The organism is Baaleninema sp., from assembly GCF_049974805.1.
In the GTDB taxonomy this organism is placed as follows: Bacteria; Cyanobacteriota; Cyanobacteriia; order Cyanobacteriales; family Geitlerinemataceae; genus Baaleninema.
Genome location: NZ_JBNGCO010000015.1, coordinates 17,919 through 34,633, shown reverse-complemented (window position 1 = coordinate 34,633; position 16,715 = coordinate 17,919). Strand labels below are relative to the sequence as shown.

Here is a 16,715-nt window from a genome sequence, read left to right as displayed (position 1 = left end):
TTATATTGTAGGCTGTTTAAAGTGTTCGTGAAGCCTACGTCTCGAAGTATGATGTTTATGTGAAATTAACTACATTTGTATTTACTCACTCAATTAGATTGGTCATAATAATCTTATAGAGAGGCAAACGAAATCGGCGTCGAGCCGTTCGAGAAACCATAGAGAAGTTTCAGAGTACATCTACCTCCAATCTCCAGGTGTAAGTGTTATTGCATCATGCTCGAGGAACTTCACAAAATCCACAAGAGGAAGAGACCCAATGAATCGCAACTTTTTACTTTCGGCAACCTCTGGCGTCATAGCGTTCGGACTCGGCGCGATCGCCATGCCCCAAGCGGCTTCCGCAGGTACCGTTGCCTGTGACGTCAGCATCAAAGACGTGGTCAACGGTGCGTCCCTGTGCGAAGTCAGCGATACTGCCACCCAAGACTTTCTCAACACCGATCCGATGACCGTCAACGCAGAATCGTTCTTCGGTAAAACGGACTGGAGCTTTATCTCGAAAGACGAAACTGGCGGTCAAAGTGGAAGCTGGGATATCGGTAGCTCCTTTAGCGACTTTGAAGATGTGATGCTCGTGTTCAAGAGCGGTCGAGGAACTTACTTGACGGGGTACTTGCTCGATGGTTCGGTCACTTCCGGAAATTGGACGAATCCGTTTGAAAAAGATGTGTCTCACGTCAGCGTTTACGGTCGCGGAACCCCCAGCAACCCTCCGACGGAATCGGTTCCCGAACCGGCGATGGTGTTAGGACTTGCCGCAGTTGCCTTCGGCGCGATTCGTCGTCGCAACCGTTAATTTTTCGACGCCTTTCTTGTCTGTGTATATAGGTCTCGCAAAACTGCCGACTTTTTTCAAAGTCGGCGGTTTTGTGTTGGACGTAAAGCGATCGCACTTTTTGAGAAAAGTCGATCGAAACTGTCCGGATCTCCCTCAAATTCGATCGAATGATTAAAGTTAACTCTTAACTTTTCTTAAAGATGAGATAAAGCTGAGACCCCAACCCCGAGATTTTTGTGAAGCTTACGCAAAAATACGCAAATTTTACAGACATTAAAATGGTTCTGCCTAAAATCATAAATACAAACACGCAGTAGTTGCGGGTTCAAACGGATTCTCAAACCTTAAAACAGGGAAAATCTACGCAAAACACAGTTTTAATTGGGTGTCACTGTGGAATCTCTGCTACTTGTACAGCAATCATGGAGACATCATGAAACGAAACTCCTGGTTTCCCGTGTTTTTGGTAGCGTTGACCCTCGGCTTGGGACTTCTCGGCGTACCCGAATCAGCCCGGGCTGACTCAGCGGCCTGTTCCGGCGACGACTGCGACGCCTCCCTCTCCGAGAAAGGAGAAGGTTCGGCCAGCGGCGATCGCGAAGGCGGAAGCCCGAGTGTCAACCCCCTGCTGGCGAACGCCCTCAACCTGGGTCAAATGCAATCAGTTCCCGAACCGGGAATACTGCTTGGATTGGGGTCGATCGCCCTTGGCGGCTTGGCGGTACGTCGTCGCCACCGCTAACCCTCGTCTGGCCAATTTAATTTCGGTTCCTCAACGCCCCGACAGTCAAGCGGTCGGGGTTTTCTGTATTGCCCCCCACTGACATGGCAGCCAAGCCTGGCAGGGCGCTCCCATCGAACCCGAGATTTTTCGATCGAATACCTGTATCGTAGAAATTTGTACTGCAACACATTCGATCGAACTGAGGTTATGGCAAGTCAATCTCCCATCCCTGTCGTAGTCAACGGCGCCGCCGGAAAAATGGGGCGCGAAGTCGTCAAAGCCGTGGCGCAAGCCGATGACATGATGCTCCTCGGTGCGATCGATACCAACCCGGAAATCGCCGGCCAGGATATCGGAGAAATCGCCGGATGCGGACCCCTCGAAATTCCCGTTCTGACGGACTTGCAAAGTACCCTCGTCATGGCGACTCAAGAACAGCAACAGGGGGTCATGGTGGACTTCACCCACCCTTCCGGCGTGTACGATAACGTCAGAGCGGCCATCGCCTACGGCGTGCGTCCCGTCGTCGGGACGACCGGATTGAGTCCCGAACAACTGCAAGACCTCAGCGACTTCGCCGAAAAAGCCAGTACCGGATGTCTCGTGGTGCCGAACTTTTCCATCGGCGTGGTTCTGATGCAGCAAGCGGCGATTCAAGCGTCCAAATACTTCGACCACGTAGAAATCATCGAACTGCACCACAACCAAAAAGCCGACGCCCCCAGCGGAACCGCCATCAAAACGGCGCAAATGCTGGGCGAGTTAGGCAAAACCTACAATCCCCAACAGGTCGAGGAAGAAGAAAAACTGGAAGGGGCCCGGGGCAGCCTCGGCGCCGAAAACATCCGCATCCATAGCGTGCGCCTTCCCGGTCTCATCGCCCACCAAGAAATTCTCTTCGGCGCACCGGGACAACTCTACACTCTGCGTCACGATACTACCGATCGCGCCTGCTATATGCCCGGTGTCTTACTGGCGATTCGTAAAGTGACCGAACTGAAATCCTTGATTTATGGATTAGAGAAAATTTTGTAAAACCGTCAGACGCAGTATCGATCGACATGATAAGTCTTGCGATCGCGACTCACCCCTCGACCTAAACCAGCGGTCGGAGAGAATCCCCTCCGACCGTTTTTTGTCGGGATTCGTACACTAGAAACAGAGGTCAGTCTTTATCGCCGTTGGCATTTCGATCGAAACCCCATTTTTTCGAACAGGGACATCTCAAAGCCGTTGTTTGACAGCAACCCAGTCGGTCAACGAGACAGGACGCCAGAAACCGACGCTCTCCCAGCGATCGGGTTTCTCGAAGTGTGGATTTCAGCCAGGTCAGAGATGCACCCTTGTCGAACCAAGATGGGGATTTTTCCAAAAACCTTTGCATTAAAGGATCGAGACCATCGCCCGCAGGTATTCCCTACATGGTTGAAATTCTCGCCGCACTCTCTGCATCCGCCGCTGCCGGACTCCGTATCGGGCTGCCCTTGCTGCTGATTGGTTTAGTGAAAACCAATCTCTGGTCGGACGTGCCGATTTTATCGGAATTTTCCCCCCAAGTGGTGGTCGGCGTCCTCGTCAGTTGGTCGCTGTTCGAGTTGTTCGCCTCCAAAAAGCTCCTCGGACAGCGGATTTTGCAAATCGTGCAGCTCCTGTTCAGTCCCGTCGCCGGAGCGATCGTAGGCATGGCGGTGGCGCAACTGACGGGTCTCGAAGATTGGCTGGTGGGGTTAATCGGTATCGTGGGGGGATTGCTGGCGTTAGTCTTGCAACTGGTACAGGTGGGCTGGTTTTTTCGCCTGCGAGGACTGCCCATTTGGGCGATTTTACTGCAAGACGCCCTCTGTGCGATTCTGGTGTTGTTCGCCTTCGACGCGCCCCAACAAGGAGGACTCATCGCTCTGTTACTGTTGTGGTTGGCGATTCGCAGTTCTTCGACCTGGTATGTTTCTTACCACGAGGATCGCCGCCGACGGCGCCGCCAACATCTGGAACGGTGGGAAGACGATGGCACTTTGGGGTAAATTCTTTGAACGGCGGAAGCGATCGAACTGCCGTTAAAATCGATCGCAATTCCCGAAATTCTCAAAAGAATTCTCAAAAGAATTCTCAAAAGTGTGGTGTGAGGAGTCAACACTCGTGGCAGTTCAACCGTTGCGTGCCTTAGTCCGACAAGGGGATACCAAAGCCATCGCTACCGTTATCGGTCGCCTTCTGCAACCCCAACCTCTCAAAGTCCGCGTTCACCGTCAACAAGGCTGGTTACAAGTTCTCCTCGAAGCACAATTTCCCCCAGAGGCGAGAACTTGCGTTCCCCAACTTAAACTAGAATTATCTCGATTGCAGATTTCCGGGGTGCGGGCGGTGGTGGTATACGGCCGTAAAACGGGCGAAACCGCACCGGCTTGGGTGCAAAAATTCGGACTCGTGACGACGGCTTCCGCAACAGCTTCTGCTTCTGTTGTCGTTCCTGGGGCGAAGACGCCCACCCGTCCGACGCCACCTCGTCAAACCGCCGCGTTCAAAGGGCGATCGTATCGGTTAGTGTTGGCGTTGGGGCTGTTTGGCTTCAGTCTCGGCGGGGCTTGGGGACTGGTCGATCGCAACCCGTTCCCCATCAATTTACAACAACCCCTCGCCCAAGCCAGTCAAGAGATCGATCGCACCCTCAGCAATTTTACAACTCCCAAAACTTTCGATCGCCTCGCCCAAACCAACCTGTCCGAAAACCTCCCCCCTCCCGTCGAAATTTCCGATCCCTATCCCGCCACCATTACCATCAAAGCCGTCGGCGACATCGTACCGGGAACCGACTTTCCCTATAACAAACTTCCCGCCAACCCCGATATTTTCTTTAGCAACGTCGCCAGCTACCTCGCCAGCGCCGATCTCACCTTCGGGAATTTCGAGAGCGTCCTCACAGACTATCCCTACAGCGTCAAAGATATCAGTCGCGGCGCCGTCTTTGCCTTTCGCGCTCCTCCCAGTTACGCCACGCTCTTTCAAAACGCAGGCTTCGACGTACTCAACATTGCCAACAACCACTCGATGGACTTCGGCGAACCGGGATTAGCCGATACCATTCGACACTTTAGCAGCGTCGGCATTCAAACCGTCGGTCAGAAAAACCAAATCCTCTACACCGAAGCCAACACCGTCCCCGTCGCCTTTATCGGCTTCAGTACCTACGACTATCACAACTCCGTCAACGATTACGAAAGTGCCAAAAAACTGGTGTCTGAAGCCCGTCAGAACGCCGACATCGTGGTGGTTTCCGTCCACGCCGGGGCTGAAGGCACCGGGGCGATGCACGTCAGCGACCGACAAGAATCCTTTTTCGGGGAAAATCGCGGTAATATCGTGAGATTTTCCCGAACTGTCGTCGAGGCGGGTGCCGATCTCGTTCTCGGTCACGGACCTCACGTGCCACGAGCCATCGAACTTTACAACAACAAACTCATTGCCTATTCTCTCGGGAATTTCGTCGGGTACGAAACCCTTTCCACAGATGCACAATTGGCGTATTCGTTAATTTTAGAAGTGGAAGTCAATCTCGATGGAGATTTGGTGTCTGGGAAAATCATTCCGGTTCATTTGGGTAACGATGGAATTCCCCGAATCGACAACAATTTTCGCTCCGTTGGCTTGATTCAAGATTTGACTCGATCGGACTTTCCCAATACGCCAATTACTATCAATGACAACGGAGAAATCTTTATTCAATAAAAATGATTTTTAGTGATATTTTTTTGTAGAGGTATTACTAAAAATATGGTATAATTTTAGGTTTTACGTAAATAATTCTGGACTTAGAAATTGGTAGGCATCGAAAATTCTATGCCGAAAATTCTTTTGAGATACTCAATTCCCTCCTTGTTTTCATGCAACCCCAACCCCTCACCGTCCTCCCGTACTATCTATTCCTGCGCTTTCTCGCCGTCGCCTACGCCTACAGCGCCATCGTCTACTACGGAAACCTCCTCGGCTTCGGCGAGATTCCCTGGAGCGAAATGCCCCAAATCGTTCAAATTAACGATATCGGCTACGCCCTCCTCGACACCCTCGCCGCAGTCGGTTTGTGGCGAAAACAAACCTGGGGAATTGCCCTGTTTTTGCTAATTGCCCTTTCCCAACTCGTCCTTTATCTCGGCTTTCCCCAAGACTTCATTTTCAGCGACGAACGGCAGCAAACCGTTCGCAATTTCATCAACTTCCACAAAATCTCCTTATCGCTGTTTTTAGCCTTATTCGCCCTAAAAAAATGGGGCCGAAATTCAGCCCCAATCCACAAGGAGAAATCGAGAAAAACCTAACCGAAAAACCTAACTGAAAAAACCTAACCGATCGACAAGCCCAAATCGAAAGGAGACACCACCACCGTCGCCGCCTGAACCACATCGGGAGAGGCATTTTGCACCTGTCCGATAAAGTCGTCGTTGCTCAACTGCAACAAGACATCCGCCCCCGATTGCAAGAAGCGAACGTCGTTGAGCGAGGCTTGCGCAGCAACCACCACCAAATCGCCCTCCGCACTGTTGAAATCCGTGATGACATCGACAGCGTTGGGATCCCGTTGTCCGGCGTCCGTATCCGCCCGCAGCACAAATCGATCGGCCCCCGTACCTCCAACCAGCGTATCCTTATCGCGATCGCCAAGAAGTACGTCGTTCCCCTCCTCGCCCAACAACAAATCCTCATTTTGTCCGCCGCGCAGGAAATCATCTCCCGCCCCACCAGACACCGTATCGATACCGAGATTTCCGTGGGCGATATCGTTCCCATCGCCGCCGCTGAGGGAATCGTTTCCCTGTCCGCCGCGTAACAAATCGTTTCCACCGTTCCCCGTCAGCAGGTCATCGCCCTTATTGGCATAAAGTACGTCATCGATGGCAGATCCCGTCATGGTGTCGTTGCCACCAAATCCCACAAATCCCGAGGGATTGGCCGCACTGCGGGCGCTATCGAGGGCGAGACTGTCGGCGTTGTCCGTCAACAGCTCGTACCCCAAAGGTAAACTGGCGCGATTCAGGCGGTTGAGGTAAAAATTGAGCGGTTCGGGGGTGAGAAATCCCGAGATGCGAGAGGGGAGAATCCCATCAACAATACGAGCCGCGTCGATGCGATCGCCGACTTCGATCGCATCCATCACCCCCAAGCCGTCAGTAATTTCACCAAAGACCGCATACTTTCCATCTAAAAACGGTGAATTGCTTAAATTAAAATAAAACTGAGAAGACGCCGAATTCGGGTCGGGCGTCCGCGCCATGGCGATAGTACCGCGCTCGTTTTTCAGCACCGGGTCAGCCGTAATCCCCGCCTCATCTAACGTTTGCCCGATAACGGGCGTATCGAAGCCTTCCGGCTTAATTTCCAGAGGAATCGTCCGTTCTTGCCCCGTTGCCGGGTCGATAAACCCCTGAATACTGAGTTGCCCTTGAAAATTCGGATCGCGACTGTTGGGGTCTCCCGCCTGCGCCACAAAGCCTGCATCGACGCGATGAAACGTAATCCCGTCGTAGAAGTGCCGTTCCACCAAATCCGCAAAATTACCCGCCGTAACCGGAGCGTTCGCGCCATCGAGGAAAATTTCGATAGGCTGGCCGTCCACGACCATCACCGCCGTCACAGAACCCGAGAGAGGAGAAAAATTAGCCATCGATCGATCTACTGGGCTTAAAATCCCTATGTACTGTCCGCGTTCGATTATGCACGCTTTTACCCCCTTCGACGCCACCCCCAACCTTCAAGTTCCTCGAGATGGTGCGATCGGGGGGAGGGAGTGAAACTGTTCCCAGTTCCGGAGTTCCCTGTTCCCTGTTCCCTGTTCCCTGTTCCGGAGTTCCCAGTTCCGGAGTTCCCTGTTCCCTGTTCCCTGTAAAAGGGTGTTACGATTGCCACAGAAGAAGAAGAAGAAACATATTGGAAGTCAAGTCCTGCATGAACGCAATGGAAAAGTCAATATCCTTCGACGGACGGGATATTCGACTAAAAGTTGGATTACTCGCTCCACAAGCTGGTGGCTCCGTCTTAATCGAATCTGGCGATACAGCAGTTCTAGTGACCGCAACCCGGTCTAGCGGTCGAGAAGGCATTGATTTTCTCCCCCTGCTCGTAGATTACGAAGAACGACTGTATGCAGGTGGGAAAATCCCCGGCGGATTTCTGCGACGGGAAGGCCGTCCTCCCGAAAAAGTCACCCTCACCAGTCGGTTGATCGATCGACCGATGCGCCCCTTGTTCCCCCAATGGTTGCGGGACGACATTCAAATCGTCGCCACGACCCTGGCCATGGACGAACAAGTTCCCCCGGACGTTCTCGCCGTCACGGGCGCTTCCATCTCCACAATTTTGGCTCAAATTCCCTTCAAAGGTCCGATGGCGGGCGTTCGGGTTGGCTTGCTCGGCGACGACTTCATCATCAACCCCACCTTTGAAGAAATTCGCACCGGAGACCTCGATCTCGTAGTCGCCGGAACCCGAGATGGCGTGGTCATGGTGGAAGCCGGGGCCAACCAACTCCCCGAACAAGACATCATCGAAGCGATCGATTTCGGCTACGAAGCCGCTTGCGACCTGATCGCGGCGCAAGAGGAACTGATGAAAGACCTCGGTATCGGCTTAGTCACCGAAGAACCGCCGGAAGTCGACGATACCCTCGAAATCTACGTCCGCGACGCCGCCACGGAACCCGTCAAAAAAATCCTCAGTAACTTCGACCACGACAAAAACAGTCGCGACGAAGCCCTCGATGGCGTCAAAGCAGAAATCGCCGCCAAAATCGAAGAACTCGAGGAAGACAACCCCGTTCGTCAAACCATTACCGAAGACGCCAAAGTTCTCTCCAACGTCTTCAAAAGCGTCACCAAAAAACTCATGCGCGCTCAAATCGTCGAAGAGGGCGTGCGGGTTGACGGACGCAAACTCGACGAAGTGCGACCGATTTCCTGTCAAGTGGGAATCCTCGCCCCCCGCGTCCACGGTAGTGCCCTGTTTAACCGGGGTCTGACGCAAGTGTTGTCCCTGGCCACCTTGGGAACTCCCGGCGACGCCCAGGAATTGGACGACTTGCACCCCCAGGAAGAAAAACGCTACCTGCACCACTACAACTTCCCCCCTTACTCCGTTGGCGAAACGCGCCCGATGCGATCGCCCGGACGCCGGGAAATCGGACATGGTGCCTTAGCCGAACGCGCTTTGATTCCCGTCCTCCCGTCGAAAGAAGAATTCCCCTACGTGATTCGCGTAGTGTCGGAAGTTCTCTCCTCCAACGGTTCGACGTCGATGGGGTCGGTGTGCGGTTCCACCCTCTCGCTGATGCACGCGGGCGTCCCCGTCAGCAAACCCGTTAGCGGTGCGGCGATGGGATTGATTAAAGAAGGGGACGAAGTTCGCATCCTTACCGACATTCAAGGGATCGAAGACTTCCTCGGGGACATGGACTTCAAGGTGGCTGGAACCGACTCCGGTATTACCGCCTTGCAAATGGACATGAAAATTACCGGGCTGCCCTTAAATGTCGTGGGCGACGCCATCAAACAGGCACTTCCGGCGCGACTCCACATCTTGAACAAGATGATGGAAGCGATCGACCAGCCCAGTCCGGACTTATCGCCCTTTGCCCCGCGCCTGTACAGCCTCAAAATCGATCCCGACCTCATCGGGTTGGTTATCGGCCCCGGCGGCAAAACCATCAAAGGCATCACGGAAGAAACCGGGTGCAAAATCGACATCGACAACGATGGTACGGTGACGATTTCCGGCATGGACGGCGCCAACGCCACCCGCGCCCGCCGCATCATCCAGGGCATGACCCGCAAAATCCAAGCCGGAGAAGTCTTCCTCGGCCGCGTCACGCGCATCATTCCCATTGGGGCTTTTGTGGAAATTGCCCCCGGTAAGGAAGGAATGGTTCACATTTCCCAAATCGCTGACTACCGCATCGGTAAGGTCGAAGATGAGTTATCTGTCGGCGACGAAGTGATCGTGAAGGTTCGCGACATCGACAACAAGAACCGCATCAACCTCACGCGCCTCGGTATCCACCCCGACGAAGCCACCGCCGCCCGCGAAGCGGCTGCGATCTAGCTGGGGAGAAAGGGAGAGGGGGAGAAAAGCGTAACGCCGTTTTCTTGACTCCCGTTTTCCTAATCTTTCAAGTCGCGATTCCCAGGGAAACCTGGGAATTTTGCGTTTGGGGCATCTTGCATCCCGCGCGGTGTACGTTGGCGGTGCGTGACCATTTCTCGGTTTCAGGATTCACACCCGATTTTTTTAAGTCACGTACCCTACGGTTCGCGCTCCCAAGGGGTTGGCAAATGGCCGGCGAGCTGTCAAAAATGGACAGTAAATCTAGTCCACGGTCTTTTGCGTCGAGCGGTAAGCAATGCACAGCGTTTTTTCTGGGCCTTTACAGGTCGAACGTCTGGCGATCGCCATCGATGCTCTTCCCTCTTATTTACAGGGGATGCGCGTCGTCCAACTGTCAGATTTGCACTATGACGGACTGCGTTTGAGCGATCGACTGCTCGATCGCGCTATTTCAGTTTGTAACGAGCAACAACCGGATCTCGTTCTCCTCACGGGAGATTACGTGACCACAGACCCAGAGCCAGCTTGGGAACTCGTCCGACATCTCCAACGCCTTGAAAGTCGCGCGGGAGTCTACGCCGTTTTGGGAAATCACGATCTCTACCGACGGCGATCGAAAACGGAAGTCACCCACGCTCTCGAAAGTATCGGTATCCGCGTCCTCTGGAACCAGGTCGCCTATCCTTTCGGCGACAGTTTGGCGCTGGTGGGACTGCCAGATTTCTGGTCGCGGGACTTTAAACCCGCACCGCTTTTTGCCTCGATTCCGCCGGATATGCCCCGCTTGGTGTTGTCTCACAACCCCGACAGCGCCCAGGTTCTGCAACAGTGGCGAGCGGATTTAATCCTCTCGGGACATACCCACGGCGGACAAATCGTCGTTCCTGGTATCGGACCGCTGGCGTTAGCCCTCGAACCGATTCGTAAACTCGTCCCGAAACCCTGGCGTCGTTTCGTTCCCTATTTGTCGGAATGTAAGAAGGTGGTGGAACATTGGGAACACGCCCTGGGACTGCACCAGGTCGGCGAGAATTTACTCTATGTCAATCGCGGTTTGGGAACCTATTTTCCCGGGCGGTTGTTCTGTTGGCCGGAAGTGACGGTGTTTACCCTCGAACCTCAACGGAAATCCTCGGTGTCGCCAGAGCGCGATGTGGCCGCTCTTTCTTGCTAAACGGCGGTTGAGTCCGCGATCGATCTCCCGAACCCACCACGATAGGCGTTAAAGTGGATCGATCGCGGTTCCAGCTTCGACCATGCGTCAGTCTTACTCCAGTCAGTCTCACTCCAGCCTCTTACAAACCCTCACCCCCTATCTCTTTCTCCTCCCGGCGGGACTGGTTCTCCTCGTCACCGTCTTTTTCCCCACCGCCCAAGCCTTTCTACTCAGCTTTACCCGCTACGAATACGACCTCACCCAAGTTCCCCAGTGGATTGGCTGGGCGAACTTCCAACGGCTTTGGCGCGATCCCCTGTTTTGGCAAACGCTGCGCCAAACCCTGCTGTATCTCGTCGGTGTGGTTCCCGTTTTAGTCACCGTCCCCCTGGGTTTGGCAATTCTCGTCAACCGTCCCCTCAAAGCCATTTCTTGGTTTCGCGCTGCATACTACACTCCGGTGATTTTGTCAATGGTCGTGGCGGGATTAGCCTGGAAATATCTCTACGCGGAAAACGGACTGTTCAACCAAATTTTGCAGCAGTTGGGACTCGAAAACGGCCTTCCCTGGCTGACGAGTCCCAAATTCGCCCTGTTTAGCGTCATGGCGGTAACGGTGTGGAAAGGACTCGGATATTACATGGTGGCGTATTTGGCGGGGTTGCAGTCGATTCCCGAGGAATTATACGAAGCGGCGTCTCTCGACGGTTCTGACGGGTGGCGCAAGCATTGGGACATCACCGTTCCGTTAATGCGTCCCTATTTGTTGTTGGTGGGGACGATTTCGGCGTTGTCGGCGACGAAGGTGTTCGAGGAAGTGTACGTGATGACTCAAGGCGGTCCTCGTAACAGCTCGAAAACCGTGGTGTATTATTTATACGAACAGGCATTCGATCGACTGGAAATCAGCTACGCTTGTACCATCGGTTTAGTCTTGTTTTTGCTGATTTTGGGGCTGTCCTTTGCCAATTTGAAACTCACTCAGCGGTAGGGAGTTTTGGCTTGTTCGATCGATCGGTTCGATCGCATCCTCGTCAGTTTACCGATTTTCCAAAAGTTGGCTCAACTCCGTCGCCAGTCGAGACGCCGCCCGCGTATCGTCGAGTTCCTGGGCGATGGCGATCGCCCCACGATAAAACCGAATCGCCTCCTGCGGTTGTTCCGCCGCCAAATACAACTTGGCGAACTCCGTTAAAGTCCGCATTTCCTGACGCGAACTCCCCAGTTCCCGCGACAGTTCCAACCGTTCCTCCAATAACTCCTGCGATCGCAAAAACCGCCCCACACTGCGATGGGCTTCCACTAACCCGTCGATCGCTCTCAACCAGTTTTCAATATCCTCATTCAGCCGCGCCAACCGCAACGCCGAACCGTAAGTACCAATGGCGTTATCGTAATCATCAACCGCCCAGTACACATCGCCGAGGTTGTTGAGAGTGTTCGCTTCCCCCGCAGCATCGTCGGCCCGCATCCGAAACGGAAGCGCCGCCTCGTAAAACGCGATCGCCTCCTCGTAATTCCCCCGCGAGGCTTCCACCAACCCCAAATTACTCGTCGAAAGTCCCCGCATTAACGTCGAGTTCGTGCGTTCAGCTAACATCAACGCCTCGCCGAACGCCGCCTGCGCCTCCGTGAATTTCCCCCGCCGCAACAACGCCGTCCCGAAATTGTTCAATCCCGCCATCAACCCCTGCAAATCGTCTCGCCGTCGCGCCATCGACAGCCGCGCCGCGAACATCTGTTCGGCGGTGGCGAAATCCTCTAACTGGGCGTAAGCCAAACCCAAACGGTTGTAAGCTCGTCCCATCCCCTCCCAATCGTAATAGTCCGTATAGATTTCCAGAGCGGTTTCCCAAGCGGCGATGGCGGCGTCTAAATCTCCCACGTTTTGCTGTTGGCGTCCCAACTCCAACAACTCGTCCGCATCGTCTAGGGAGGGTCTCGGCTGGGAATTTTGAAACGGCGCGTCGGTGGTTTGGGCGGTGAGTTGAGCCAGAGTAGGCGTTGCTAATCCCAAACAAGCAATGAGGCTGAGGGCGCTAACGTAAGGTTTCACGAGCAGTTACCGGGTGGTGAAAGTGAAGGGGGGAAGCGTCAGTGTTGAGGGGCTTCGGGTAACGTTCCGTTGTTGGAGGCGGGAAACGACGACTCGGGGCGATCGATCGAGTCGTAGCCGTAAAGATAAATCGTGCGAATGTCTTCCGGAAGGGATTCTTCCAGTTGTCGGTATCCCTGGGGAAGTTCGCGGGCGACATCGGCCGGCGTCACCGTTTCGCCTTCGGCTTGTAAATACGCTGCAATGCGCGTTTCGCTCCATTTAAAAGTCTGCGACATCACCACCATCAACCGCGTTAAGGGAGAGAGGGTGTCGAGAGCTTGTTGGAGATAACACCAGAGGGGAGGCGGCGCCGCTTCGATCGAATATTGAATCGATTCGACAGGAGGAAGCTGGGCGTTATCGATCGACATCGCCGTTAGTTCGATCAACCAGTTTTGTAGCGTGACTTCCCCTGTTTCGTCGTTGTTGGCTTCCCAACTCGGATTGATATCGAGGGTTCGCATTTCGTGAAAAATGCGTTGCCAGATTAAGGCAAACAGATAATCAGCTCGTACCGGAGACTTCGCCGAGTGGCGAACTAAAGTGTAAACGATCGCGCTGTAACGGCAAAAAAGTGCCGTGAAGTATTTACCTTCGTCTGGGTGTCGTTGGTAAAGCGTCAGCAACTCGCGATCGCTGTGGTGAAACAGCGATTTAACGATCGGGTGATTCGCTTCGGGAAACGTGGGGATTTGCACGGTTGTTCGGCAGTCGGCAAAGTTTGTAACTAGAATACCAAGGAGACACCCAGATGAGGTTTTTTCCCCTATGGGGCAATACCTCCCTCTAGGATATCTGTTTCCTGTTAGCCGTCTACCGCAGGCGATCGACCCTTTACCACTTCTGTCGCCCTTTTCCCGAGAACTTCCATAATGTCCCTCCTCGAGCCTCACCGAAAGGGCGTCGAAAGCCAGGTTGCCGATACAATTGGATACACTAGAAAAATACCCGCTCTGTTTTAATCGATCGAACTCCTTCGTACACCTATGGTTGATGCAGTTTCTACTCTCTCGATCGACGGCATGACGCTCGCTGCCTTGCCGTTGGTCGATACCTTATTCTCCACCCAAGGCATTATGGTCATGCTGCTGGCTGTCTATGGGGTGGCCATGTGGATGTTTTTGACCAGTGCGCCAAAGGTTCATACTGTAATGGTGTCCGATCTCGAGATCGCACGACAGTTTTACGAAGGGGATTTACAACTTCCCGCCGCCGACGTGCCGCTTCACTATTATTACAACTACGAGCAAACCTTAGGCGCTGCCACCGTCGATCCGCTTTATCTTTCGGCAGATATCGGCGCCCCTCGTCGCAACGACGCCCCGGATGGACTCTGGTATCAACTCAAGAAAAACGCACAACTCCACGTGATTAGCGGCGCGAGTTTGGGACAGAAAAACCGCCAGCGTCACGTCTGTTTCGATCGAGACTGTCTTGAAGAAGTGTTGCTTCGCGCCCAAAGCTACGGCACGAAATACAAAATTCGCAGCGAAAAACCCCTCAATTTCCTCGTCAAAGACCTCCAAGGCCACGTCATCGAAATGGTCGAAGCCAACAGTTGAACCCCTCTCATATTTAGATCTCGTTTTTCGAGGGTTGACAATTCTTGTTTTTTGTGATATACAAAACCAGATTTTAAAGCATTGACAAAAATTGTTTTGTATGATACTAAATCCGTTTTCGATTGCCGATCTTCCAAAAATCCCCGGCATCTCGAAGATACCGGGGATCTCGCTGAGAAGGTCAAGAATTACCAATAGAGGGTGTCTTCATAGTAGTCCTGACAAGAAATCTGGCGAATCTCTTGAAGTCCCAAACTTTCGAGATGGCGAATCCAATCATCAGGAGTATCGTCAGCCAACAGCAAGCCAATTTCCCGCGCCACATCCGCCACCCAAGGCTGAGTCGCGACGCGGTAGCCTTGCCAGTTCGCCCGAACCTCTAACCAATCGGGAAGCTGATTCTCGTCGAAGTTCGATCGAACCGATTCAGCGCGAAAACAGAAAATACAACGGGTATGGCTCATAGAGCAGCGAGCAATCAGCAGTCAGCAATCAACAGCGAACAGCGAACAGTTGACAGTTTCCCCTCATTTCCTCATCTCTAAAGAGGTCGATACACGCGATAGTCGATGTTGGGGAAAATGTTATCGATCGCCTCCACCTTCTCGAGCCAACCGGAATCGATTTTACCAGCATTGATATCGTCGTAAATCTTGTGTAACCGCATCAAGTGCGATCGCGTCCGGCGTACCGCATAAGGAACCATCGTCCCCGTTCGCATAATAAACGCCCAGTCCGACGACTGCGCCAAGAGCAACTCCCGCGCCGCCTGATTGAGGGCCCGCCACTCCAACTCGTCGGCCGGTTCCCGTTTGCTTAACTCAATAGTGCGTTCGGCGGCCTTGTGTAAATGGGGATAAACCCAGGCGTTCGTCTCGTTCAACCAGTACTCGTGGAAGCCCTTAAAGCCCCAACTCGACTGAGACGGCTTACACACCTGTTGCGTCGGGTTCGTCCGCAAATAATCCGCCAAATGGGTCATCTCGTAAGTATTCTGGTCGTACCAAGACTTCCGGAACAGATAATCGATAAACCAAGGCCCTTCATACCACCAGTGACCGAAGAGTTCCGCGTCGTAAGGAGACACCACAATCGGCGGACGCCCCATAATCCCGTGGAGATGCTCCACTTGACTCTCGCGGTTGAACATAAAGTTCGAGGCGTGTTCGGCCGCTTTTTCCCGCGCCCAATAGGGATCGTAAAGAGCTTTTTGGCTCAAATCCAGCCCGCGCCCGGTAATCTTGTGATACTTAATCCCCGTGTTTTTGCGCTGGCCGTTGGGCATGATGTAGGGCTTGATATACTCGTATTCCGCTTCCCAGCCCAAATCCTTGTAAAATTCTCGGTATTCCGGCGCACCGGGATAACCCACTTCCGAAGACCAGACCTGCTGAGAGGATTCGTGATCTCGGGCGAAAACGCCAACGCCAGTTTCGGTGAAAATGGGGGCGTAGGTGCCGAAACGAGGACGGGGACGGGCGTAGAGAATCCCGTGACCGTCCGTGAGGAAATAACGCAGTCCCGCATCGGCGATTTGGCGCTCTAATCCTTCGTAATAGGCGCATTCAGGCAACCAAATGCCTTTGGGGGGCTGGCCGAAGTTCTCTTCGTAATGTTCCGCCGCCACGCGCAACTGCGCCCACACCGCCTGGGGATACATCTTCATTAACGGCAAATAGCCGTGAGTTGCACCGCAGGTGATGATATCTAAGTTGTTACTGTCGAGGAATTGCTTGAACGCCGTCACCAAGTCGCCGTTGTAACGTTCCCAAACTTCTCGCGTGTGCTGGAATTCCGAGGCGTAGTGTTCGGCGAGATAGCGCAGATGTCCGTTATGTTCGTTATGGTCGATTTCCTTGGCGACCAGTTCTTCGAGTTTGGTTAAGTGGGCGTCGTAACGTTCCTGTAGGAGCGGGTCTCGGAGCATGGACACCAACGGCGGTGTCATGCTCATGGTCATTTTGAAGTCTACTCCGTCCTGTTTCAAGCCCTCAAAAACGCGCAGCAGGGGAATGTAGGTTTCGGTAATCGCTTCGTAGAGCCATTCCTCTTCTAGAACGTAATCGCTTTCGGGGTGTCTGACGAAGGGTAGGTGTGCGTGCAGCACCAGAGCGACATAGCCAATAGCCATAATTGAGAACCTGTGGTTTGACAGCGAACGGGACGGGAGATCGATCGCGGCGAGAGCGATCGATAACGACGGCCTCGACACGACCGTGGCAGGGCGATCCCGGCAACTTAAAAATTGCTTAAGGATCGATCTTGGTTAGAACTATACCGCTTAATTCGCGTTCTTGTTCGATCGCGGC

At 53.5% G+C, this 16,715-nt stretch carries 15 protein-coding genes; 10 read left to right on the top strand and 5 right to left on the bottom strand.

Going from position 1 to position 16,715, the window contains the following annotated elements; all coding sequences use genetic code 11:
- Positions 1–259: 259 nt before the first annotated feature.
- The 6 genes from ACP5D4_RS05095 to ACP5D4_RS05070 all read left to right on the top strand — a co-directional run bounded on the left by ACP5D4_RS05095 (position 260) and on the right by ACP5D4_RS05070 (position 5,815).
- On the top strand, positions 260–799 hold the full coding sequence (locus tag ACP5D4_RS05095) for a PEP-CTERM sorting domain-containing protein (RefSeq protein WP_428010547.1): 540 nt from the start codon (positions 260–262) through the stop codon (positions 797–799).
- A 415-nt stretch (positions 800–1,214) separates the two neighbouring features.
- The gene (locus tag ACP5D4_RS05090) at positions 1,215–1,523 is read left to right on the top strand and encodes a PEP-CTERM sorting domain-containing protein (RefSeq protein WP_428010546.1); all 309 of its coding nucleotides are present in this window, start codon (positions 1,215–1,217) and stop codon (positions 1,521–1,523) included.
- Between the two features lie 189 nt (positions 1,524–1,712).
- A complete protein-coding gene (gene dapB / locus ACP5D4_RS05085; RefSeq protein WP_428010545.1) occupies positions 1,713–2,540 on the top strand; it encodes a 4-hydroxy-tetrahydrodipicolinate reductase in 828 nt (275 codons plus the stop codon).
- 386 nt (positions 2,541–2,926) lie between these two features.
- Positions 2,927–3,526 (top strand): DUF4126 domain-containing protein, encoded by a 600-nt coding sequence (locus tag ACP5D4_RS05080; protein WP_428010544.1) that lies wholly within the window; start codon positions 2,927–2,929, stop codon positions 3,524–3,526.
- A gap of 115 nt (positions 3,527–3,641) precedes the next feature.
- Complete coding sequence (locus ACP5D4_RS05075) at positions 3,642–5,228, top strand: CapA family protein (RefSeq protein WP_428010543.1); 1,587 nt, start codon at positions 3,642–3,644, stop codon at positions 5,226–5,228.
- A gap of 155 nt (positions 5,229–5,383) precedes the next feature.
- Positions 5,384–5,815 carry a hypothetical protein gene (locus tag ACP5D4_RS05070; RefSeq protein WP_428010542.1) on the top strand — a complete coding sequence of 144 codons (432 nt, stop codon included), beginning with the start codon at positions 5,384–5,386 and terminating at the stop codon, positions 5,813–5,815.
- Between the two features lie 23 nt (positions 5,816–5,838).
- Here the strand turns inward: ACP5D4_RS05070 and ACP5D4_RS05065 are convergent, their stop codons facing one another.
- Positions 5,839–7,158 (bottom strand): peptidylprolyl isomerase, encoded by a 1,320-nt coding sequence (locus tag ACP5D4_RS05065; protein ID WP_428010541.1) that lies wholly within the window; start codon positions 7,156–7,158, stop codon positions 5,839–5,841.
- Between the two features lie 281 nt (positions 7,159–7,439).
- Here ACP5D4_RS05065 and ACP5D4_RS05060 point away from each other — a divergent pair, with 281 nt between their 5' ends.
- The 3 genes from ACP5D4_RS05060 (at position 7,440) to ACP5D4_RS05050 (ending at position 11,737) form a co-directional block, all read left to right on the top strand.
- Complete coding sequence (locus tag ACP5D4_RS05060; RefSeq protein ID WP_428010540.1) at positions 7,440–9,587, top strand: polyribonucleotide nucleotidyltransferase; 2,148 nt, start codon at positions 7,440–7,442, stop codon at positions 9,585–9,587.
- A gap of 298 nt (positions 9,588–9,885) precedes the next feature.
- A complete protein-coding gene (locus ACP5D4_RS05055) occupies positions 9,886–10,764 on the top strand; it encodes a metallophosphoesterase (RefSeq protein WP_428010539.1) in 879 nt (292 codons plus the stop codon).
- Between the two features lie 82 nt (positions 10,765–10,846).
- On the top strand, positions 10,847–11,737 hold the full coding sequence (locus ACP5D4_RS05050; protein ID WP_428010538.1) for a carbohydrate ABC transporter permease: 891 nt from the start codon (positions 10,847–10,849) through the stop codon (positions 11,735–11,737).
- Positions 11,738–11,785: 48 nt separating this feature from the next.
- On the opposite strand, the gene ACP5D4_RS05045 is transcribed toward ACP5D4_RS05050, so the two are convergent.
- Both ACP5D4_RS05045 and ACP5D4_RS05040 read right to left on the bottom strand, forming a co-directional pair.
- Entirely contained in the window at positions 11,786–12,802 is a 1,017-nt protein-coding gene (locus ACP5D4_RS05045; protein ID WP_428010537.1) for a tetratricopeptide repeat protein, read from the bottom strand.
- Between the two features lie 38 nt (positions 12,803–12,840).
- Positions 12,841–13,542, bottom strand: a complete 702-nt coding sequence (locus ACP5D4_RS05040; RefSeq protein WP_428010536.1) for a sigma-70 family RNA polymerase sigma factor — start codon at positions 13,540–13,542, stop codon at positions 12,841–12,843.
- A gap of 288 nt (positions 13,543–13,830) precedes the next feature.
- On the opposite strand from ACP5D4_RS05040, the gene ACP5D4_RS05035 reads away from it, so the two are divergent.
- The gene (locus tag ACP5D4_RS05035) at positions 13,831–14,406 is read left to right on the top strand and encodes a glyoxalase-like domain protein (RefSeq protein ID WP_428010535.1); all 576 of its coding nucleotides are present in this window, start codon (positions 13,831–13,833) and stop codon (positions 14,404–14,406) included.
- A gap of 188 nt (positions 14,407–14,594) precedes the next feature.
- Here ACP5D4_RS05035 and ACP5D4_RS05030 read toward each other — a convergent pair whose 3' ends face one another.
- Positions 14,595–14,870, bottom strand: coding sequence for a hypothetical protein (locus ACP5D4_RS05030; protein ID WP_428010534.1), 276 nt, complete (start codon positions 14,868–14,870; stop codon positions 14,595–14,597).
- Between the two features lie 77 nt (positions 14,871–14,947).
- A complete protein-coding gene (locus tag ACP5D4_RS05025; RefSeq protein ID WP_428010533.1) occupies positions 14,948–16,537 on the bottom strand; it encodes a glycoside hydrolase family 57 protein in 1,590 nt (529 codons plus the stop codon).
- Positions 16,538–16,715 lie beyond the last annotated feature (178 nt).

What these genes read in the sequence shown, in the direction of transcription:
- ACP5D4_RS05090 (WP_428010546.1), top strand. Translation starts at nt 1,215, where the DNA reads ATGAAACGAAACTCCTGGTTTCCCGTGTTTTTGGTAGCGTTGACCCTC.
- ACP5D4_RS05055 (WP_428010539.1), top strand. Translation starts at nt 9,886, where the DNA reads ATGCACAGCGTTTTTTCTGGGCCTTTACAGGTCGAACGTCTGGCGATC.
- ACP5D4_RS05070 (WP_428010542.1), top strand. Translation starts at nt 5,384, where the DNA reads ATGCAACCCCAACCCCTCACCGTCCTCCCGTACTATCTATTCCTGCGC.
- ACP5D4_RS05080 (WP_428010544.1), top strand. Translation starts at nt 2,927, where the DNA reads ATGGTTGAAATTCTCGCCGCACTCTCTGCATCCGCCGCTGCCGGACTC.
- ACP5D4_RS05050 (WP_428010538.1), top strand. Translation starts at nt 10,847, where the DNA reads ATGCGTCAGTCTTACTCCAGTCAGTCTCACTCCAGCCTCTTACAAACC.
- ACP5D4_RS05025 (WP_428010533.1), bottom strand. Translation starts at nt 16,537, where the DNA reads ATGGCTATTGGCTATGTCGCTCTGGTGCTGCACGCACACCTACCCTTC.
- ACP5D4_RS05065 (WP_428010541.1), bottom strand. Translation starts at nt 7,158, where the DNA reads ATGGCTAATTTTTCTCCTCTCTCGGGTTCTGTGACGGCGGTGATGGTC.
- ACP5D4_RS05060 (WP_428010540.1), top strand. Translation starts at nt 7,440, where the DNA reads ATGAACGCAATGGAAAAGTCAATATCCTTCGACGGACGGGATATTCGA.
- dapB (WP_428010545.1), top strand. Translation starts at nt 1,713, where the DNA reads ATGGCAAGTCAATCTCCCATCCCTGTCGTAGTCAACGGCGCCGCCGGA.
- ACP5D4_RS05035 (WP_428010535.1), top strand. Translation starts at nt 13,831, where the DNA reads ATGGTTGATGCAGTTTCTACTCTCTCGATCGACGGCATGACGCTCGCT.
- ACP5D4_RS05095 (WP_428010547.1), top strand. Translation starts at nt 260, where the DNA reads ATGAATCGCAACTTTTTACTTTCGGCAACCTCTGGCGTCATAGCGTTC.
- ACP5D4_RS05030 (WP_428010534.1), bottom strand. Translation starts at nt 14,870, where the DNA reads ATGAGCCATACCCGTTGTATTTTCTGTTTTCGCGCTGAATCGGTTCGA.